This is a genomic window from Paractinoplanes rishiriensis (assembly GCF_016862375.1).
Taxonomy (GTDB): Bacteria; Actinomycetota; Actinomycetes; order Mycobacteriales; family Micromonosporaceae; genus Actinoplanes; species Actinoplanes rishiriensis.
On sequence record NZ_BOMV01000007.1, the window covers coordinates 199,100 to 219,166 of the forward strand.

Genomic DNA, 20,067 nt, shown 5'->3' on the forward strand with positions numbered 1-20,067 from the left:
TGTCAGGTGGTGGGTAGCCAGACCCGCATCGTGGACGGGCCGCGACGGGCCCAGCGGTGGTAAGGAAGGAGCGGGACCACGACCGGATCGGGGCGTTCGGTGGTGATGCGGTGGCTCTGGTACGGCCATTCCCGGTCGGTGGGCCGGGTACGGCGGCCTTTCACGGCGGTGGCTTCGGGCGCCACCGACGTGTCGACCTGCAACTCGTCGAGCCGGACATCGGCCTCCTGGTCGATCGACTCGGCGCACATCACGAGCGGGCCCACCTCGACCGCGGCACAGCCGCGCAACGCGTCGATCCGCGGGTCGGGGAACGTCCACCTCGGACGCATGGGCAGCTCGACGCGCACCTGCTCGCCCGGGCGGAAGACCCGGCGGAAGACGCCCTCCGGGGCGTCCGCTCCGGCTGCCCAGGCGGGCAGCCGCAAGGTGAGGGTGCGCGGTTCCGGCGGCGCGTCGACCACGGTGACGGTCACGGTGCCGGAGTCGGGGTATGCGGTGTCGACGTCCAGCGTCAGGCCGGCGGCCTCGACCCGCATCGGGGCGAACTGGTGCAGCTGCACACCGTCGTCGCTCTCGGTCACGAAATAGGTGCCCAGCGAGGCGAGCAGCCGGGCCACGTTGTTGAGGCAGCAGGACACCTCGAACCAGGGCGCCCGGCCACCGCCGCCGAACCGCAGCTGCTCGTGGTCCGGCGGGGGAAGCGGAGCCGGGATGCGCTGGTGCAGCGTGTGGGCGTAGAAGAAGGACTGGCCGTCGTCGGCGACCGCGGTGGCGATCACGTTGTGCAGCACCCGGTCGACGATGTCGCCGTAGCGCATCTCGCCGGTGGCCAGCAGCAGCCGGTGGGCCAGGTGGACGGTGGCCACCGCGGCGCAGGTCTCCGAGTACGCCCGGTCGGACGGCAGCACGAAGTCCTCGCCGAAGCTCTCGTCCAGGTGCCGCGAACCCATGCCGCCGGTCAGGTAGGTGCGGCGGGCCAGGGTGCGGTCGAACTGGCGGGCGATGGCGTGCAGGAGATCGTCGTCACCGGTCTCGACGGCCACGTCGACGGCGCCGGCGGCCAGATAGAGCGCGCGCACCGCGTGGCCGGCGAAGGCCTCGCCGTCGCGGACCGGCACGGCGTCCTGGAAGTAACCCCAGCCGAACTCGTGCTCGGGCAGGGTCTTGTAACCGCGCCGCTGCACGAACGCGGCGGCCTGGTCGAGGTAGCGCTGCTGCCCGGTCACCCGGTACAGCTCGACCAGCGCGGTCTCGACCTCGGGGTGGCCGCAGAAGCCCTCGTCGGCGAACGCCTCGCCGACGTGGTCGGCGACCCGGCAGGCCACCTGGAGCAGGCCCGGCGCGGCGCCGGTGCGCTCGGCCGCGACCGCCGCCTGGATCAGGTGACCGGCGCAGTACAACTCGTGGCCGAAGTTCATGTCCCGGTAGCGGGCCGGCTGGCCCGGTCGCCCGTACGCGGTGTGCAGGTAGCCGTCGGCATCCTGGGCACCGGCGATCAGCGCGGTGAACCGGGCCAGGCGCTCGTCGTGACGGTTGCCGCCGGGGCGGGCGGTTTCCCAGCACATCGCCTCGGTAAGCTTGTAGACCTCGGAGTCGCTGAACTCGCGGCCGCGGCGCATCGCACCGTTCGGCTCGGTGAAGTTGCCGGTCCAGCCCATCCGGTCGAGCCACGAGGCACAATGTTCAATCGTGGCGGTGCCGTTGACCGCCTGGCGTCTTCCCCAGAGCCCGCCGGTCAGCCGCACCTGGTGCGGGCCAACGGGCCGGAGTACGCCCCGCGAGGGCACGACCGGTCCCCAGTAGGCCGTCACAGCCACCGCCTTCCCCTCCCCCGAAAGGATCGAAAACCTTTTCGGAGATGGTGTCAGTCGGTCGATACAGTGTCAACGGTCGATTTCTATTTGGACCGGGCAGGCCAACCCGATATGCTGCCGAAAACTTTCGGGGAGGCACTCGGGTGGGCAGAAAACGGGCGCAGGTGACGTTGACGGACGTCGCGAAGCGGGCCGGTGTCTCGGTTGCCACGGCCTCCAAGGCACTCAATGAACGTGACGAGGTCGCGCCCGCTACCCGCGACCGGGTGCGGCAGGCCGCCGAGGAACTCGCCTTCCAGCCGAACGTGCTGGCCCGCGGCCTGATCTCCGGCAACACCCGCACGGTCGGGCTGCTCACCGACGAGTTGTCGGCGGCCCGGTTCGCCATCCCGGTGCTGCTCGGCGCGGAGAACGCGCTGGGCGACGAACAGATGAGCGTGCTGCTCTGCGACGCCCGCGGCGACGCGATCCGCCGCCGGCACTACATCCGGACACTGCTGGCCCGGCAGGTGGACGGCTTCATCATCCTGGGCGACTCGAACGAGATCCGGCCGTCGCTGAGCCGCGAGATCCCGGTGCCGGTCGTGTACGCGTACTGCGAATCCGACGACCCGTCCGACCTGTCGGTGGTGGCCGACGACGCGGGTGGCGCCCGGCTGGCCGCGGAACATCTGGTGTCGCTGGGCCGCAAGCGGATCGCGCACATCACCGGCGACCCCGGCTACCGGGCGGCGCGCGACCGCGCGGTCGCGCTGCGCGAGGTACTCGACAACGCCGGGCTGCCGCTGGCCGGCGAGCCGCTGTTCGGCCAGTGGTCGCAGCGCTGGGGCCGGCACGCCACGTCCCGGCTGCTCGCCTCGAACCCGGACGTCGACGCCATCTTCTGCGGCAGCGACCAGATCGCCTCCGGGGTCACCGAGGCGCTGCGCGACATGGGCCGTTCGGTCCCCGATGACGTGGCCATCGTGGGCTACGACAACTGGGAGGTGCTGGCCGCCGAGTGCCGGCCACCGCTGACCACTGTGGACCTCAACCTGGAACAGCTGGGCACCACCGCGGTGCGGCATCTCTTCGCGGCCCTGGACGGCGACCGCCACTCGGGCGTGATCCGCCAGCCGGGCCGCCTGGTGATCCGCGAATCCACGGCGGTGGCCGGGCCGATCAGGCGGCGCTGACGACCCGGCCCGCCGTGGTCAGGGGTTACGCACCTCGTCCCGGACGTCCTGGGCCCTCTCCTTGGTGGCCTGCTTGGTGGTCTGCGCCGCGTCCTGCGCGGTCGCCTTGACCTCGCTCGCGGCCTGCTGCACCGGCTCGGCCAGGTCGTCCTTGATCTCGGTGGCGAGGTCCTTGGCCCGGTCGGTCAGGTCGCTGCTGCGTTCCTTGAGCTCCTGGCCGGCCCGGCGCTCGGCGTCGGTGACCGGCATCAGCGTGGCGGCGAGCATGCCGACGCCGAACGCGATGATCCCGGCCGCGATCGGGTTGCCCTGCGTCTGGGACGCCACGGCGTGCGGTGCCGAACGCGCGGCGTCCGCGGCCTGATGCGCTTTCTCCTGCACGGTGTCCTGCACGTCTCCTGCCTTCTCCTTGACGGTGTCCGCCGCCGAGGAGGCGGCGTTGCCGGTCCTCTCCCGGGCCTGTTCGGTACTGCCCATCACCCGTTCCCGGACCGCGGTCCACCGGCGCCGGGCCACCTGCCGCGGGCTGGTCTTCTCGGCCAGCAGGTCGACGTCGCGGGTGAGCGACGCGCGGGTGTTCTCGATGTCCCGCCTCAGCCGGTCGGGTTCTTCAGCCATTGCGCGTCCTCCTTGATGGTGTCGACGGTGCGGCGCGGCACCGGGTCGACGGTCTTGAGCTTCTTGCGGCCGTTCACGTACAGGACGGCGCCGACGGCGGCCCAGACGACCGCCACGATGAGGGCGGCCCACCCGGGGTCCATCACGTTCGACAGGCCGAAGACCACGGCGAAGCTGAGCAGGACGATCGCGAGGTAACCGGCGAACCCGGCCACGCCGAGCATGCCGGCCGCCTTACCGGCCTTACCCGCCTCCTCCTTGATCTCGACCTTGGCGAGTTCGACCTCCTGCCGGAACAGGCGGGACAGGTCGTTGCTGATATCGCCGATCAGCTCACCGATCGACGTCTCGGTGACATCCTCGGAACGGTGCTGATGCGGCGTGGTCATAGCCGGGTCCCCGGGGTGGCCGGCGGGTACTCGTCGTCCACCAGCGCGGGCGTGCCGGTGCCGGTGGCGGCGTACTCGGTCCCGGTGGTGTACCCGGTGCCCGTGGTAGCGGTGGTGGCGGTGTACCCGGTGTCCGCCGGGTAGGTCGGGGTGGCCGGCGGGTAGTTCGTGCTGAATGTGTCCGCCGCGGGCTTGCCGGCGTCCGGGTCGGCCTTCACCACGCTCTTGCCGAGCCGGCCCACCACGAAGCCGGCCGCCAGCGCGGTGGCCAGGAACGCACCCGGCCGGCGCCGGGCGAAGTCCTGGACCTCCTGCAGAACCCCCTCGGGGCCGTGCCGGTCCAGGTAGTCGGCCAGTTGCCGGCCGCCGTCGGCAACCCGGGAGACCACCGCGGCCGCCGGGGAGTCGCCCCGGTCGCCGCGCATCTCGTCGAGCTGGTCGGCGGTCTGCCGGATGCTGCCGACCAGACGGTCGTTCTGAGTGCGGGCCTGCTGGCCCAGCCGGTCCTTGACCTCGCCGGCGACATTGCGCGCCTGGGTCTTGGCCTCGCCGGCGACCCGCTGCGCCTGCTCGGCGGCGGTGTCCTTGACGTCGGTGGCCGCCTGGCCGGCCGCATGCGCGCCGCGCTCGGCAACCTGCTTGGCCTGGGACGAATCGTCTCCAGTGGAGATACTCACGTTGCCTCCTAGTGGGCGGTGATTCTGGTTAGTGGGTTACCAGCCGAACGGCTTTTATTCCGGCATTTTTTAGGTCGTTTGACCGGTCACCGCGGGGGTATCCATCCAGGTCACGGCCTCGGTGCCGGCCGGTTGCCATCAGGTAGCTACCGCGATCGGCACGCGATTCTCGTGCGGCCGGAAAGGCTGCCGATATTGCGGGCATGTCTGCCGAGTCGACGACCGCGCACGCCGTGCCCGCACCGCGCCAGGACCAGCCCGCCACGGCCTCCTGCTGGCGCGACGCCGTCGTGTATCAGGTGTATCTGCGCTCATTCGCGGACGGCAACGGCGACGGCATCGGCGACTTCGCCGGTCTGCGGTCGCGGCTGCCGTATCTGGTCGAACTCGGCGTCGACGCGCTCTGGGTGACCCCGCACTACCCCTCCGGCGGCGCCGACGGCGGCTACGACGTGATCGACTACCGGGCCGTCGACGAGCAGTACGGCACCCTCGACGACGTGCGGGCGCTGATCGACGACGCGCACGCGCACGGCCTCAAGGTGCTGCTCGACATCGTGCCCAACCACACCAGCGACCAGCACGTGTGGTTTCAGAAGGCGCTGGCCGACCCGGACTCACCGGAGGCCGGCTGCTACCACTTCCTGCCGGCCGGTGACGAGCCGCCGAACAACTGGCAGAGCATGTTCGGCGGCCCGGCCTGGTCGCGGACCCCCGACGGCCGCTGGTACCTGCACCTGTTCACGCCGCAGCAGCCCGACCTGAACTGGGCCAACCCGATGGTCGCCGAGGACTTCGACGAGACCCTGCGGTTCTGGTTCGACCTGGGCGTCGACGGCTTCCGGGTGGACGTCGCGTACGGCCTCTTCAAGGATCCCGAGTACCGCGACAATCCGGGCGTCTACTCACCCACCCTGTTCGGCCACGGCCCCGAACAGGCGATGAGCACCAACCAGCACCAGGTGCACGCGATCTGGCGGCGCTGGCGCGCGATCTGCGACGAGTACGGCGACCGCATGATCGTCGGCGAGGTCTCGCTGGCCGACCTGGACCAGGTCGCCCTCTACGCCCGCCCCGACGAGATGCACCAGGCGTTCCAGTTCCGGCTGCTCAAGAGCAAATGGGGGGCACCCGCGTTCGCTGCGACGATCGACGAGGCCCTGACGGCGTTCGGCCGGGTCGGCGCCGCGGTCCCGTGGGTGCTCGGCAACCACGACAAGGCCCGCCAGGTGACCCGCTACGGCAGCGGCGACCAGGGCCGGCGCCGGGCCCGGGCCGCGGCGCTGCTGATGCTGGCACTACCCGGCGCCGCCTACCTGTACGCCGGCGAGGAACTCGGCCTGCCCGAGGCCGACGTGCCCGACCACGCCCGCCAGGACCCGATCTACTTCCGCTCCGGCGGCAAGCGCGCCGGCCGCGACGGCTGCCGGGTGCCGATGCCGTGGGACGACCGCGACCCCGGCGTGGGCTTCTCCCCCGCCGGCAGCGCCGCGCCGTGGCTCCCGGTCCCACCCGGCTGGCAGCAGCACGCGGTCCGCCGCCAGCGCCGCGAGCCCAACTCCACGCTGGCGCTGTACGAGCGCGCCCTGACCCTGCGAGCGACCCACCCGGCCCTGGGCTCGGGCGCCGCCACGCTGACCCGGCACGGCGACGTCCTCCAGATCGACCTGGCCGCCACCGCCGGCGCCGAGCCGGCGGTGACCTGCTGGATCAACATGGGCGCCACCGGTTTCACGATCCCGGCCGGACGGCTGCTGCTGGCCTCGGACCCGGCGGTGCGGCCGCCGGCCGGCGGCCTGTTGTCGCTACCGGCCGACACCGCGGTGTGGGTCGCCTGAGCCGTCAGCCGACGGTGGCGGTCCGGCCCGACTGGATCGACTCCTGCGCGGCGACCAGGACGGCGGTCACCTCGGCGCCGAACCGGACGTCGAACTCGGACGCCGGGCCACCGGCGGCCGCCGCCATCAGCTGGCCGAGCCCGGTCTGGAGAGCTTCGATCGGCTGCCATGGCAGGTCGGGCACGGCGAGCACGCCGGCGTCCCCGCTGAACGCGGCGTTCTCGCGCTCGGCGGCCGGCGGCGCGTCGACGGTCAGGGTGAGGTTGCTGATCGCGCCGCCCGCGTGCCGGAGCAGCAGGTGGGTCATGTCGCGCGGGCCGGCCAGCCCGGCCACCTCGGTGACCGGGCCGAGGACCGGCAGCACCAGCGCGAGCGCGTGCGGGCCGACGTCCCAGAGGCCGCCGCTCTCCCGGCGCCACGCCGACGCGCCGAACGGGTTGTCGCCGGTGAAGATCGAGCCGAAGTGGTCGACGCGGCCCTCGATCCAGCCGCCGGTGGCCACCGCGCCCGCGATGAACTCGGCCAGTTGCGGCATGAGCCGGCGGGTGAAGAAGACGACCGAGGCCAGGTCGCGCTCGGTGACCGCGGCGACGATCGCGGCGGCCTCGGCGTTGGTGAACGCGATCGGCTTGTCGAGCAGCAGGTGCCGGCCGGCTCGAGCGGCGCGCAGCGCGAGCGGGGCCTGAACGTCCGGCGGCAGCGCGACGGCGATCGCGTCGACGTCGGCGATCAGGTCGTCCTGGTGCGCGTACGCGCGGGCGCCGTGCCGGTCGGCAAGCTCGGCGGCCTTGCCGGGATTGCGCCCCCAGACCCCGACGAACTCGACATCGGGGTGCTCGGCCAGGGCGGGGGCATGCGCCAGGTGCGCCCACGGGCCGGTGCCGAAAAGTCCGAAACGCACGGTAATACCCTGCCTCTCTGAACAGACTGTCCCCCGGACCACGGGGATCCGGGGGACAGTCTGCTTTGGTGTGTGTCTACGAGCAGCCGGACGTCGAGCCGCAGCCCTCGCACACGTAGCAGCTGCCGGCCCGCCGCATCTTGGTGCCGCAGGTGAAGCACAGCGGCGCATCCGCCGCCTGCCCCATCACGACCTCGAGCAGTTCGGTCGACGAGCCGACCGGAGCCGGCGCCGCTTTCTCCTCCTCGGCGGGCGCGGTGATCGCGCCCACCGGTGCGGACACCGGGGCGGAGGCCGCCATGCCGGCCAGATCGACGACCGCGGCCGCTTCCGCCGCCGCCTCGGCCTGCACCTGGGCGGCGCGCTCCTTGGCGGTGAAGATGCCCAGTTCGGCGCGGGTCTCGTAGGGCAGGAAGTCCAGCGCCAGGCGGCGGAAGATGTAGTCCATCACCGACGCCGCCATGCGCACGTCCGGGTCGTCGGTCATGCCGGCCGGCTCGAAGCGCATGTTGGTGAACTTGCCGACGTAGGTCTCCAGCGGCACGCCGTACTGGAGCCCTATCGAGATCGCCACCGAGAAGGCGTCCATCACGCCGGCCAGGGTGGAGCCCTGCTTCGACATCTTCAGGAAGACCTCGCCGAGGCCGTCGTCCGGGTAGGACGACGCGGTGAGGTAGCCCTCGGCGCCGCCCACCGAGAACGACACCGTCTCGGACGGGCGCTTCTTGGGCAGCCGCTTGCGGACCGGGCGGTACTCGACCACCTTCTCCACGACCTTCGCGACCTCGGCCGCCACCGGGGCCGGCTCGGCGGCCTTCTTCGGCGAGGCAGCCGACAGCGGCTGGCCCACCTTGCAGTTGTCGCGGTAGATCGCCAGCGCCTTGAGGCCGAGCTTCCAGCCCTGGTAGTGGATGTTCTCGATCTCCTCGACGGTCGCCGACTCGGGCATGTTGACCGTCTTGGAGATGGCGCCCGAGATGAACGGCTGCACCGCGGCCATCATCCGCACGTGGCCCATCGGCGCGATGGCCCGCTCGCCCATGGCGCAGTCGAACACCGCGTAGTGCTCCGGCTTGAGGCCCGGCGCGTCCACCACGTTGCCGTGGTCGGAGATGTGCTCGACGATCGCCTCGACCTGCTCCTCGGGGTAGCCGATGCTGCGCAGGGCCCGCGGAACGGTCTGGTTGACGATCTGCATGGAGCCGCCGCCGACCAGCTTCTTGAACTTGACCAGGGCCAGGTCGGGCTCGATGCCGGTGGTGTCGCAGTCCATCATGAGGCCGATGGTGCCGGTGGGGGCGAGCACCGACGCCTGCGCGTTCCGCCAGCCGTTCTTCTCACCGATCTTGTTGCCGTTCTGCCACTGCTTGGTGGCCTCGCGGACGATCTCGGTGGCGACCGTGCCGGTGGGCCGGATGCTGTCGTTCGCGGCGGCGTGCTTGCGCATGACCCGCTTGTGCGCCTCGGCGTTGCGGGCGTAGCCGTCGTACGCGCCGACCGCGGCGGCCAGCTCGGCCGAGCGCCGGTACGCCGTACCCGTCATCAGGGACGTGATCGCCGCGGCGACGCCGCGCCCGGCCTCGGAGTCATAGGGCAGGCCCGACGCCATCAGCAGCGCGCCGATGTTCGCGTACCCGATACCTAGCTGGCGGTAGGCGCGGGTGGTGACCCCGATCTTCTCGGTCGGGAAGTCGGCGAAGCAGATCGAGATGTCCATCGCGGTGATGATGAACTCGACGCTCCGGACGAACTTCTGCACCTCGAAGCCGCCGTCGGCCTTGAGGAACTTCATCAGGTTGAGCGACGCCAGGTTGCACGACGAGTCGTCCAGCGACATGTACTCCGAGCAGGGGTTGGACGCGGTGATCCGGCCGGTCTCGGGGTTGGTGTGCCAGTCGTTGATGGTGTCGTCGTACTGCATGCCGGGGTCGGCGCACTCCCAGGCGGCCCGGGCGATGTCGCGGAACAGCTTCTTGGCGTCGACGTGCTCGATGACCTCGCCGTCGAGGCGGCCGCGCAGCGCGAACTCGCCGCCCTCCTCGTAGGCCCGCATGAACTCGTCGCTGACCCGTACCGAGTTGTTGGCGTTCTGGTATTGCACCGAGACGATGTCGGAGCCGCCGAGGTCCATGTCGAAGCCGGCGTCCCGGAGCGCGCGGATCTTGTTCTCCTCGCGCGCCTTGGTCTGCACGAACTCCTCGATGTCGGGGTGGTCGACGTCGAGGATGACCATCTTGGCGGCGCGGCGGGTGGCACCGCCGGACTTGATGGTGCCGGCGCTCGCGTCGGCGCCGCGCATGAAGCTCACCGGTCCGCTGGCGGTCCCCCCGGACGACAGCAGTTCCTTGGACGAGCGGATGCGGGAGAGGTTGACGCCGGAGCCGGAGCCGCCCTTGAAGATCAGCCCCTCCTCCTTGTACCAGTCCAGGATGGAGTCCATCGAGTCGTCGACCGACAGGATGAAGCAGGCGCTGACCTGCTGCGGCGACTTGGTGCCGACGTTGAACCAGACCGGCGAGTTGAAGCTGAACACCTGGTGCAGCAGCATCCAGGTCAGCTCGTGGTCGAACAGTTCGGCATCTGCCTTGGTGGCGAAGTAGCCGTACTGCTCGCCGGCCCGGCGGTAGGTGTCGACGACCCGGTCGATGAGCTGCTTGAGCGACCACTCGCGCTCCGGGGTGCCGACCGCACCGCGGAAGTACTTGGTGGTCACGATGTTCGCCGCGTTCACGCTCCAGAACGCGGGGAACTCGACGCCCCGCTGCTCGAAGTTGATCGAGCCGTCCCGCCAGTTCGTCATGACGACGTCCCGGCGCTCCCACTCGACCTCGTCGTACGGGTGGACGCCCTCGGTCGTCCAGACCCGCTCGACTCGCAGCCCCCCGCCGGCGGCGTTGCCGTTCGCACGGCTGCGCTGCCGACCTGCTGTGATGCCGTCCCCGGCCATACTGCTCCCCCTCGTCGGTACTACGTAGATCAGTCGCGCGCCGCGGCTCGGAGCGCGGCGATCTCTTTGTCGAATGCGTCCAGCGAGTCGAACGACTTGTAGACGCTGGCGAACCGGATGTAGGCCACCTGATCCAGTTCGCGCAGCGGGGTGAGGATCGCCAGCCCCACCTCGTGGCTGGGAATCTCGGCCGCGCCGCGGGCCCGAACGGTCTCCTCGACCTTCTGTGCGAGCAGCGCGATCGAGTCCTCGTCGACGGGCCGGCCCTGACAGGCCTTGCGGACCCCGCTCATGATCTTGGTGCGGCTGAAGGGCTCGGTCACGCCGCTGCGCTTGACGACGGCCAGCACCGCCTCCTCGACGGTGGTGAACCGCTTGCTGCACTCCGGGCATGAGCGACGGCGACGGATGAGTGCGCCGTCGTCGGCCTCACGCGAATCGACCACGCGCGAGTCGGCGTGGCGGCAGTACGGGCAGCGCACCGCGATCTCCCTCCGGAGCCCTCCGGTGGTCATCTGCAGGCATGCAAAGACACGGCGACGCGATGGTTACAACCAGCGCAGCGCCGTGGACGGCCTGTGGATAACCGGGGAGGTGAAACCCCAACCTGTGGATGACTTACACCCATGTAACTACTAGATGTTGGGGTAGACGCTAAGCCTCGGCGGACGCGGACGCAAGCTCAGCGGCACGCCGACGCGCCGTATTTTGCGACTCAACACGTGCGGTGTACCGGCGATCACCGAGCGCGCGGTTCACCCGTTCCGCGGCAAGATCAAAACTTGGCCGGGTTGCACACCATAACCGTCCAGATCATTGAGATCACGCAACTCGGCGACCGCCCGGTGGCCGTCCCGCGAGGGCATCACCCGGGCGGCGATGTCCCACAGCGTGTCGCCGGATCGAACGGTGATCGTAGGCGGCGGGCCCGCGACCGGATCGCCGGCCCGGGACGCCGTGGTGAACAACACGGCACTGGCGAGCGAGGCCACCAGCATGAGGAGGCCGAGAACCACGGCCCGGCCGCGCCGGGTCAGTCGCAGCGGCGGTGCCACCTGCCGGACGTCGTGCCCCACCATGGCCATCGCCCCTCGTCAAGCTCGATCGGACAGGCGTTCGATCGAACGCCCGTACGACGGTCTATCAGAACACGCGTACGGAAGTCGAGCACTTCCGGGCGACACGCCGGGGAGAATGTCGTACAGATGTTTGAATATGTCGTACCCCCCGATTACGGTCTGGGGTCAAGACGGAGGAACACCATCCCCACGGTGTTCCTCCGGCCACCGCGAATGCACCACGTGCCGAGCCAGGCACTTGGCCGACAGGGAGGGCGGACGTGTCGACCGACGACCGGACGAGCCGGCAACAAGAGCAGATCTCCAAGCCCGACAACGCGACACCGCTGCGGCGCCGCGCGTCGACCCGGGCCCGGGGTGCCGACGCGCCGCAGCTGCGTTCCGTCACGCCGGTGGTGAGCCACTTCCCCGACCTGGTCACCGCCGACCTCACCGCGCGGCAGCGACGCATCCTCGAGTTCATCCGCGACTGGGTGGAGCGCTACGGATACCCGCCCAGCGTGCGCGAGATCGGCGAGGCGGTCGGCCTGGTCTCCCCGTCCAGCGTGGCCTACCAACTGAAGGCCCTCGAGACCAAGGGTTTCCTGCGCCGCGACCCCAACCGCCCGCGCGCCGTCGACGTCCGCTCCCCCAACGAGCTGGTCGACGACGAGACGCTGCGCTCGGCCCGCCCGCAGCCCGCCTACGTCCCGCTGGTCGGCCGCATCGCCGCCGGCGGCCCGATCCTGGCCGAGCAGGCCGTCGAGGAGTTCTTCCCGCTCCCGCGCGAGCTGGTCGGCGAGGGCGACGTCTTCATGCTCGAGGTCAAGGGCGACTCGATGATCGACGCGGCCATCTGCAACGGCGACTGGGTCGTGGTCCGCCAGCAGCCCACCGCCAACGCCGGCGACATCGTGGCCGCCATGATCGACGGCGAGGCCACCGTCAAGAGCTACCGCCAGCGCGACGGCCACGTCTGGCTGATGCCCGCCAACCCCGCCTTCGACCCCATCCCCGGCGACACCGCCACCATCATGGGCCGGGTGGTAGCCGTCCTGCGCAGAGTCTGAAACCAAAAACAAAGAGGGGGTACGCGCGACCCCCAGCCCTCCGGACACCGGACGGCCTGGCGGCAACACCAGGCCGTCCGCAGCCTCGGGCTCGGCTTGCCGAAGCGCCGAGGTCCGGCCGTCAGCGGCGGCCGTAGCCCGGGTTGTCGAAGCGGCCGTCGGGGCGGCCGTTGCGGTCGGCGTAGCCGTCGTTGCGCTGCGGCGGGCGGTCCGGTCGACCGGACGGCTGGCCGTAGACGCCCTGCGGGCGCTGACCCTGCCCGCCGCCACCCTGCGGGCGCTGACCGCCGCCTTGGGGACGCTGCCCACCCTGCGGCGGGCGGCCGTACTGCTGGCCACCACCGCCGGCACCACCGCCGCCGCCGTAGACCGGCCCGCGCGGGCGTCCGCCCTCCTGCGGCCGGCCGTACTGCGGGCCCTGGCCACCGCCGCCATAAACGCCGCCGCCACCAACGCCGTTGCCACCAGCACCGCCGCCACCAGCGCCGTTGCCACCAGCGCCGCCGCGCTGGGCGCCGCCGCCGTACACCCCGCCGGGGCCACCCGGCGCCGGGCCGGAGCGCGCACCGCCGCCGTAGACGCCACCGCCGCCACCGCCACCGCCGCGCGGGCCGCCGACGCCGATCAGTTCGGTTTGCGGGCCGCCCGGCTCGGACGGGACGCGGTCGAGGTCGGCGGGGGGCAGCAGGGCCACCCGCTTGCGGTGCCGGGCGATGCCGAGCACGCCGGCGCCGACCAGCATCAGGCCGATGATGCCGACGCCGCCGACCAGGTACATGATCTGGTCGATGGTCAGGTCGGCGTACCAGGCCTTGCCGTTGCCGGAATCCGCGTCGGCGGCCGACTGCTTGACAACCGCGACCGTAGTGGCGGGGGTGTAGGAGAGGATGTAGTTGTCGGCCTCGGTGTCGCCGCTCATGTCCGAGACGGTGTAGAAGGTCTTGCCGTCGGCGCTGTAGGTGATGGCCTCGCCGAGCGTCTCATTGGGCAGGCCGGTGGTGCGCGGCTTGCCCTTCAGCGCGGCCAGCACGTCGTTGTCCTTGACGTCCCATTCCAGCGCGTCGGTGTAGGTGCGCAGCACGACCTTGCCGCCGCCGGGGGCGACCGCGCCGCCGTCGACGGTCTTGTTGCCGATGCGGGCGTACGGGTTGCCGGGCGTCTCGGTCGCCGACACCTGGAGGTCGCCGACCTTCTTCAGCGGGATGCCGGTCTCGTTGCCGGCCTCGAGGGCGGCGGACGGCTGGTAGATCGCGGCCGGCTTGCCGATCTCCTTGGTGACGATCAGCGGAATGTTGTCGCCGGTCAGCAGCATCGCCTCGGCGTCGTGCGCGGCGCCCTCGGGATAGGCGAGGCGGTGGATCACCGGCTTCTTGGAACCGTCGGCCGGCATGGTCCAGAGCACGACCGTCTCGCGGCGCTCGTCCTTGTTGAAGTTGTTGTCGCCGATGTCGGCGATCCACAGCGTCCTGCCGTCCGGTGACAGGATCAGGTCTTCGGGGTCGCGTGGGCCGTTGCCGCTGTACGACACCTCATCGACGACCTTGCACTTGGTGTCGAGGAAGAAGACCTTCTTGTTGGCGTCGCGGTCGGTGCTGTCGTTGACCACGATGAAACCGGTCCTGGTCGCCACGATCCCGGACAGCTCGTCCAGCCGGTCATCGGTGATCTTGCAGACCTTCTTGCCCGCGGTCGCCTTGACGCTGACCGTAGGTGTCGGTTCCGCCGCAAACGCGCTGGACGGACCGGTCATCACCAGGCCGGAAGCCACGATGACCGGAAAGACGAGACGCCGCATCCGATCAGTGTCGCATGCGGCGTCCCATGCCGGTGTTACGCACGGATCAACGCAGGTCAGCAGGTGGCACGCTCAGTGCTGGAACGACTCCAGCTCGGCAGCGAGCCGCTCGTCAACGCGTATCTGGAGCTCCGTGCCATCATCCAGATAGCGCGTATTCAGTACCTGACCGGATCGATGAATGTGAGCGACCAGGTCACCCCGGTCGTACGGCAACAGCACCCGCATGTCGACCGCGGGACGCGGCAACTTGTCGGCGATGGCCGCGTGCAACTCGGCGATGCCGGACCCCGAACGGGCCGACACGAACACCGCGTCCGGCCACGTGCGCTTGAGCCGCAGCAGGGTCTCCTCGTCGGCGGCGTCCACCTTGTTGATCACCAGAAGCTCCGGGATCCGGTCGGCGCCGACCTCGCCGAGCACCTCGCGGACCGCGCTCACCTGACCGCCCGGGTCGGGGTGCGCGCCGTCGACCACGTGCACCACCAGATCGGCGTGCGCCACCTCTTCGAGGGTCGAGCGGAACGCCTCGACGATGTGGTGCGGCAGGTGCCGGACAAAGCCGACCGTGTCGGACAGCGTGTAGACCCGGCCGTCCTCCGCGGCGGTGCGCCGGGTGGTCGGGTCGAGCGTCGCGAACAGCGCGTCCTCGACCAGCACGCCCGCCTGGGTGAGCCGGTTGAGCAGGCTGGACTTGCCGGCGTTGGTGTAGCCGGCGATCGCCACGGCCGGTACGCCGCTGGCCTGCCGCCGCGAGCGCTTGGTCTGCCGTACGGTGCGCATGGCCTTGATCTCGCGCTTGAGGCGCGCGATGCGGGTGTTGATCCGGCGCCGGTCGGTCTCGAGCTTGGTCTCACCGGGACCACGCAGACCCACGCCGCCGCCCGCCCCGCCGGCGCGACCGCCGGTCTGCCGGGAGAGCGACTCACCCCAGCCGCGCAGTCGCGGCAGCAGGTACTGCAGCTGCGCGAGCTCGACCTGGGCCTTGCCCTCCTTGCTCTTGGCGTGCTGGGCGAAGATGTCCAGGATCAGCGCCGTCCGGTCGACGACCTTGACCTTGATCTGCTGTTCAAGGTTGCGCAGCTGGGACGGGGACAGCTCGCCGTCGCAGATGACCGTGTCGGCGCCGGTGGCCAGCACCACGTCGCGCAGCTCGTCGACCTTGCCGCGGCCGATGAAGGTGGCCGCGTCGGGCCGGCCGCGCCGCTGGATGAGGCCCTCCAGCACCTGGGAGCCGGCGGTCTCGGCCAGCGCGGCGAGCTCGGTCAGCGAGTTCTCCGCGTCGGCGATCTTGCCTTCGGTCCAGACGCCGACCAGGACGACCCGCTCGAGCCGCAGCTGCCGGTACTCGACCTCGGTGACGTCGGTGAGCTCGGTGGAAAGGCCGGCCACCCGCCGCAGCGAGTGCCGCTCCTCGAGTTCCAGCTCACCCGTAGTCGGGTCCACCTCGTCAAGAACGGGTGTCTGGTAAGTGTTTCGCAAAAGGGAACCTCCTCGGCCCGATCGTGACACGTCGTAGGGTCGAGCGCATCTACATAACCGGGCCGGCCGTTGCTCAATAGTGCCCAACTCAGCAGTAACCACCGGATTGGTTGCCGGCATTCCTGACGAGCAAGAATGCGGTGTACCCATCAAAGCCGGAGGACACACCGTGGTGACCACCCGCCTGCCCAGCGCAGGATTTTCGATCACGATCCGTATCGCCGTAACCGCTGACGCCTCGTCCATCGGCCGGCTCACGACCTGCGTCGGCGAGGCCGGTGCAATCGTCACGGCGCTGGACGTGGTCGACTCCGACCCGACCCGCGTGCTGGTCGACCTCACCTGCGACACGGCCGACTCGAGCCACGCCGACCAGGTGGTCAAGCAGCTGGAGGAGCAGGACGGGGTGGACGTCCGCAAGGTGTCCGACCGCACCTTCCTGCTGCACCTGGGCGGCAAGATCGAGGTGAGCTCCAAGGTTGCGCTGCGCAACCGGGATGAGCTGTCCCGTGCGTACACCCCTGGGGTTGCCAGGGTTTGTATGGCGATCGCGGAGAACCCGGCGGACGCGCGCCGGCTGACCATCAAGCGCAACACCGTCGCGGTGGTCAGTGACGGTTCCGCGGTGCTCGGTCTCGGCAACATCGGGCCGGCCGCGGCCATGCCGGTGATGGAGGGCAAGGCGGCGCTGTTCAAGCGGTTCGGCGGGGTGGACGCCTGGCCGGTGGTGCTCGACACCCAGGACACCGACGAGATCGTCCGGATCGTCAAGGCGATCGCACCGGCGTACGGCGGCATCAACCTGGAGGACATCGCGGCCCCGCGCTGCTTCGAGATCGAGGCGCGGCTGCGCGAGCAGTTGGACATCCCGGTCTTCCACGACGACCAGCACGGCACCGCGATCTGCGTGCTGGCCGCGCTGACCAACGCGCTGCGGGTGGTGGGCAAAAATCTGGCAGCGGTACGCGTGGTGGTGTCCGGCGCCGGCGCGGCCGGCACGGCCATCATGAAGCTGCTGCTGCGTCAGGGCGTCGGCGACATCATCGCGTACGACCGGGAGGGCGCCCTGCACCGCGGCATGCCCGGCCTGACGCCCACCTGGCAGTGGCTGGCCGAGCACACCAACAAGACCGGCTACTCCGGCGACCTGCCGGGCGCGATCGCGGGTGCCGACGTCTTCATCGGCGTGAGCGCGCCCAACCTGCTCACCGGCGACGACATCGCCCGGATGGCCGACAAGTCGATCGTGTTCGCGCTGGCCAACCCCGACCCCGAGGTCGACCCGCGGGCCGCCCGCCAGCACGCCGCGGTGGTCGCGACCGGCCGCTCCGACCAGCCCAACCAGATCAACAACGTGCTGGCGTTCCCGGGTGTCTTCCGCGGCATGCTCGACGCGAGCGCCGAGGAGTTCACCGAGGAGATGGCGCTGGCCGCGGCCCGGGCGATCGCCGACGTGGTGGGCGAGGACAAGCTCAACCCCACGGTCATCGTCCCGAGCGTCTTCGACCCGCGGGTCACGCCGGCCGTGGCGGCCGCCATCCGGGCCGTGGTCCGCGGCGGCCACATCCAGCACAACGCGGCCGCCATCCCGGAGGCCGACCTCGAAGCGGCCCCGGAGGAGGCGTTCTGACTCTGCCTGACTCTGCGGCCTAGCCCCAGGCGGTGAGCTCGGCGACGCGGTCGGTGATCAGGCCGGCCGCGCCCGCCGCGACCAGGGCGGTCCACTGGCCCACGTCGTTCGCGGTCCACGGCATCACCTCGATGCCGGCGGCGGTCAGCGCGTCCGTGGTGGCGCGGCCGGTGAGCACGTCGTCCAGCGACGGGTTGCAGCAGACCACGCCCAGCTCGACGGCGAGCGGCACGGTCTCCTCGTCGTACCGCAGCCGGAGCAGGCCGCGCCGCACCTCGGGCGCGACCTCGCGGACCAGCCGGACGATGTCCGGGTCGAAGCTCTGCACGATCGTGCGCGGCAGCAGGTCGCGTTCGGCCACCGCCTCGACGATCGCCTTCACCTCGGCCGGGCTGGCCGGCCGCTTGATCTCCAGAAGCAGCTCCGGTGCGGTGCCGGCCAGCAGGTCGAGCGTCGCCGCGAGGGTGGGCACCGGCAGTCCGGCGTAGGCGGGCGACAGCCACGACCCGGCGTCGAATGCAGCAACCTCGGAAAACGACAAATCCCACACCTGCCCCGTGCCGTTCGTGGTGCGGTCGACGGTCCGGTCGTGGATCACCATCGGCACCCCGTCGGCCGTGGTGCGCACGTCGAACTCCACATGCGTGGCACCGGCCAGGACCGCCGCCGCGAACGCGGGCAGCGTGTTCTCCGGCGCCACGGCCGAGTAGCCGCGGTGCGCAACCCGGTACCGCATCAGCCGGCGACCTCACCGGCAGCGACGCCCGAGGCGCCCCCGCCGCCAGAAGCGGCGCCCGGACCCGGCGCGACCTCACCGGTGGCGACCAGGACCGCGGGGCCGGCCAGCCACCAGCGGCCGGTCTCGTCATGGGTGACCGTGAGCCGGCCGCCCGGGACGTCGACCGCGACCACCCCGGTGGAGCGGCCCGCGTCGCGCAGGGCCACCGCGCCGACCGCCAGCGCGCCGGTGCCGCAGGAGAGCGTCTCGCCCGAGCCTCGCTCGTAGACCCGCATGGCCACGTGCAGATCCGCGCTTTCGACCGGTTCGGCGCCGACCACGAACTCGACGTTGACCCCGGCGGCGAACAGCGACCGGTCGAAGCCGGGGGACACCGACAGGTCGAGCGACGACAGTTCCACGCCGTCGTGCAGGGTGCAGACCAGGTGCGGGTTGCCGCAGTCGACGGCCATGCCGGTGAAGGTCAGCGGGCCCACGGTCGCGGTGCTGGCCGCGTACACCCGCGGGGTTGTCATGTGCACCCGGATCTCGTCGCCCTCGACCACCGCGACCACGACGCCGGCTCGCGTGGCGATCGGCAGGCCCGACGGGCCGGGCGTGGCGAGGCCCTCGGACAGCAGGTAGCGGGCGAAGACGCGCACGCCGTTGCCGCACATCTCGGCGACCGAGCCGTCGCTGTTGCGGTAATCCATGAACCACTCGGCCTCGGCCGCCATCGGAGAACCGTCCGGCTCCTTGGCGCTGCGCACCACGCGCAGCACGCCGTCACCGCCGATGCCGAAGCGGCGGTCGCACAGCTCGGTGACCCGCTGCGGGGTCAGCTCGAGGGCGCCGTCGGGGTCGGGGAGGATGACGAAGTCGTTGCCTGTTCCGTGGCCCTTTGTGAACTTGATATGGGGTTTTCCGCCGCGGGAAGGCTCAGTGAACAACACGCCACCCATCATCGCGCAGCCGCCAGAGCGTCCGCCACGAGCGTGTCCGAGGTCCCGTCCAGCCAGACCACCGCGGGGTCGCGCCGGAACCAGGATCGCTGCCGGCGCACGAACCGCCGGGTGCCCCGGACCGTCTCGGCCTTGGCGTCCGCCTCGGTCATCTCGCCGTCCAGCTGGGCGAGCGCCTGCTGGTAGCCGAGCGCGCGGCCGGCCGTCCGCCCCTCGCGCAGGCCGGCCGGTATCAGCCCACGGACCTCGTCGAGCAGGCCGGACTCCCACATCAGGTCGACCCGCAGCTCGATCCGCTCGTCCAGCTCGGCCACCGCCCGGTCGACGCCGATCTGCACCGACTCGTAGTAGGGCGTGGGCTGCGGCAGCGAGGCGGTGAACGGGCGGCCGGTCAGCTCGATCACCTCGAGGGCGCGGACGATCCGGCGCCCGTTCGACGGCAGGATCTTGTCGGCCGCGGCCGGGTCCCAGCGCCGCAGCCGCTCGTACAGCGGGGCAGCGCCGCCGGTGGCCAGTTCCGCCTCGAGCCGGGCCCGGATGTCCGGATCGGTGCCCGGGAAGTCGAACTCCTCGAGGACCGCCCGGATGTACAGCCCGGAGCCGCCGACCAGCAGCGGCACCCGGCCGCGGGCCAGGATGTCGTCGATTGAGCGGCGGGCCAGCGCCTGATACTCGGCCACCGCCGCCGGCACCGTGACGTCCCAGATGTCGAGCAGGTGGTGGGGTACGCCGGAGCGCTCACCGACGGTCAGTTTGGCGGTGCCGATGTCCATCCCCCGGTAGAGCTGCATGGAGTCGGCATTCACCACCTCACCGCCCAGTTCCTGGGCCAGTGACACGCTCAGAGCGGACTTCCCCGCGGCGGTTGGTCCCACAACGGTGATCACGCGCGGAACTGTTCCGAACGGCACCGAGCAACCGTAAGACACTGTTGTGTCACGGTCATCGGCGGGCGCTTCCCCATAACCGGGTTGGACCTGTGACAATGCG

Annotated in this window: 17 protein-coding genes; 4 read left to right on the forward strand and 13 right to left on the reverse strand. The window is 70.9% G+C overall.

The features are described from left to right. Positions 1–2: 2 nt before the first annotated feature. The gene (locus Ari01nite_RS04810; protein ID WP_203779711.1) at positions 3–1,814 is read right to left on the reverse strand and encodes a glycoside hydrolase family 127 protein; all 1,812 of its coding nucleotides are present in this window, start codon (positions 1,812–1,814) and stop codon (positions 3–5) included. Positions 1,815–1,960: 146 nt separating this feature from the next. Here Ari01nite_RS04810 and Ari01nite_RS04815 point away from each other — a divergent pair, with 146 nt between their 5' ends. Further along, entirely contained in the window at positions 1,961–2,992 is a 1,032-nt protein-coding gene (locus Ari01nite_RS04815) for a LacI family DNA-binding transcriptional regulator (RefSeq protein WP_203779713.1), read from the forward strand. A gap of 18 nt (positions 2,993–3,010) precedes the next feature. Here the strand turns inward: Ari01nite_RS04815 and Ari01nite_RS04820 are convergent, their stop codons facing one another. From Ari01nite_RS04820 to Ari01nite_RS04830, 3 genes are read right to left on the reverse strand one after another with little or no spacing between them, the layout of a single operon-like run. Beyond that, entirely contained in the window at positions 3,011–3,610 is a 600-nt protein-coding gene (locus Ari01nite_RS04820) for a DUF3618 domain-containing protein (protein WP_203779715.1), read from the reverse strand. Then, positions 3,586–3,999, reverse strand: a complete 414-nt coding sequence (locus Ari01nite_RS04825; RefSeq protein WP_203779717.1) for a phage holin family protein — start codon at positions 3,997–3,999, stop codon at positions 3,586–3,588. The genes Ari01nite_RS04820 and Ari01nite_RS04825 overlap by 25 nt, the downstream gene beginning before the upstream one ends. Then, positions 3,996–4,676, reverse strand: a complete 681-nt coding sequence (locus Ari01nite_RS04830; protein WP_239162479.1) for a hypothetical protein — start codon at positions 4,674–4,676, stop codon at positions 3,996–3,998. Before Ari01nite_RS04830 ends, Ari01nite_RS04825 begins: the two co-directional genes overlap by 4 nt. A 203-nt stretch (positions 4,677–4,879) precedes the next feature. On the opposite strand from Ari01nite_RS04830, the gene Ari01nite_RS04835 reads away from it, so the two are divergent. Beyond that, positions 4,880–6,514: an alpha-amylase family glycosyl hydrolase gene (locus Ari01nite_RS04835; RefSeq protein WP_203779719.1), complete on the forward strand. Its 1,635-nt coding sequence runs from the start codon at positions 4,880–4,882 to the stop codon at positions 6,512–6,514. A gap of 4 nt (positions 6,515–6,518) precedes the next feature. Here the strand turns inward: Ari01nite_RS04835 and Ari01nite_RS04840 are convergent, their stop codons facing one another. The 4 genes from Ari01nite_RS04840 to Ari01nite_RS04855 all read right to left on the reverse strand — a co-directional run bounded on the left by Ari01nite_RS04840 (position 6,519) and on the right by Ari01nite_RS04855 (position 11,447). Further along, positions 6,519–7,415 (reverse strand): Gfo/Idh/MocA family protein, encoded by an 897-nt coding sequence (locus tag Ari01nite_RS04840; RefSeq protein ID WP_239162480.1) that lies wholly within the window; start codon positions 7,413–7,415, stop codon positions 6,519–6,521. A 76-nt stretch (positions 7,416–7,491) separates the two neighbouring features. After that, positions 7,492–10,362 (reverse strand): vitamin B12-dependent ribonucleotide reductase, encoded by a 2,871-nt coding sequence (locus Ari01nite_RS04845; RefSeq protein WP_203779723.1) that lies wholly within the window; start codon positions 10,360–10,362, stop codon positions 7,492–7,494. Between the two features lie 29 nt (positions 10,363–10,391). Then, a complete protein-coding gene (gene nrdR, locus Ari01nite_RS04850; RefSeq protein WP_203780308.1) occupies positions 10,392–10,844 on the reverse strand; it encodes a transcriptional regulator NrdR in 453 nt (150 codons plus the stop codon). Positions 10,845–11,117: 273 nt separating this feature from the next. After that, entirely contained in the window at positions 11,118–11,447 is a 330-nt protein-coding gene (locus Ari01nite_RS04855; RefSeq protein ID WP_239162481.1) for a LysM peptidoglycan-binding domain-containing protein, read from the reverse strand. Between the two features lie 254 nt (positions 11,448–11,701). On the opposite strand from Ari01nite_RS04855, the gene lexA reads away from it, so the two are divergent. Further along, on the forward strand, positions 11,702–12,490 hold the full coding sequence (gene lexA / locus Ari01nite_RS04860) for a transcriptional repressor LexA (protein ID WP_438872128.1): 789 nt from the start codon (positions 11,702–11,704) through the stop codon (positions 12,488–12,490). Between the two features lie 121 nt (positions 12,491–12,611). Here lexA and Ari01nite_RS04865 read toward each other — a convergent pair whose 3' ends face one another. After that, positions 12,612–14,285 carry a hypothetical protein gene (locus tag Ari01nite_RS04865; protein WP_203779725.1) on the reverse strand — a complete coding sequence of 558 codons (1,674 nt, stop codon included), beginning with the start codon at positions 14,283–14,285 and terminating at the stop codon, positions 12,612–12,614. Between the two features lie 72 nt (positions 14,286–14,357). Further along, positions 14,358–15,767, reverse strand: a complete 1,410-nt coding sequence (gene hflX / locus Ari01nite_RS04870; RefSeq protein WP_203779727.1) for a GTPase HflX — start codon at positions 15,765–15,767, stop codon at positions 14,358–14,360. 169 nt (positions 15,768–15,936) lie between these two features. Here hflX and Ari01nite_RS04875 point away from each other — a divergent pair, with 169 nt between their 5' ends. Continuing rightward, on the forward strand, positions 15,937–17,397 hold the full coding sequence (locus Ari01nite_RS04875) for an NAD-dependent malic enzyme (RefSeq protein WP_203779729.1): 1,461 nt from the start codon (positions 15,937–15,939) through the stop codon (positions 17,395–17,397). Positions 17,398–17,416: 19 nt separating this feature from the next. Here the strand turns inward: Ari01nite_RS04875 and Ari01nite_RS04880 are convergent, their stop codons facing one another. The 3 genes from Ari01nite_RS04880 to miaA are packed head-to-tail and all read right to left on the reverse strand — an operon-like array spanning position 17,417 to position 19,964. Next, on the reverse strand, positions 17,417–18,133 hold the full coding sequence (locus Ari01nite_RS04880) for a glycerophosphodiester phosphodiesterase (protein WP_203779731.1): 717 nt from the start codon (positions 18,131–18,133) through the stop codon (positions 17,417–17,419). Continuing rightward, on the reverse strand, positions 18,133–19,029 hold the full coding sequence (gene dapF, locus Ari01nite_RS04885) for a diaminopimelate epimerase (protein ID WP_203780311.1): 897 nt from the start codon (positions 19,027–19,029) through the stop codon (positions 18,133–18,135). Before dapF ends, Ari01nite_RS04880 begins: the two co-directional genes overlap by 1 nt. 47 nt (positions 19,030–19,076) lie before the next feature. Then, positions 19,077–19,964: a tRNA (adenosine(37)-N6)-dimethylallyltransferase MiaA gene (miaA, locus tag Ari01nite_RS04890; protein ID WP_239162482.1), complete on the reverse strand. Its 888-nt coding sequence runs from the start codon at positions 19,962–19,964 to the stop codon at positions 19,077–19,079. Positions 19,965–20,067: the final 103 nt, after the last annotated feature.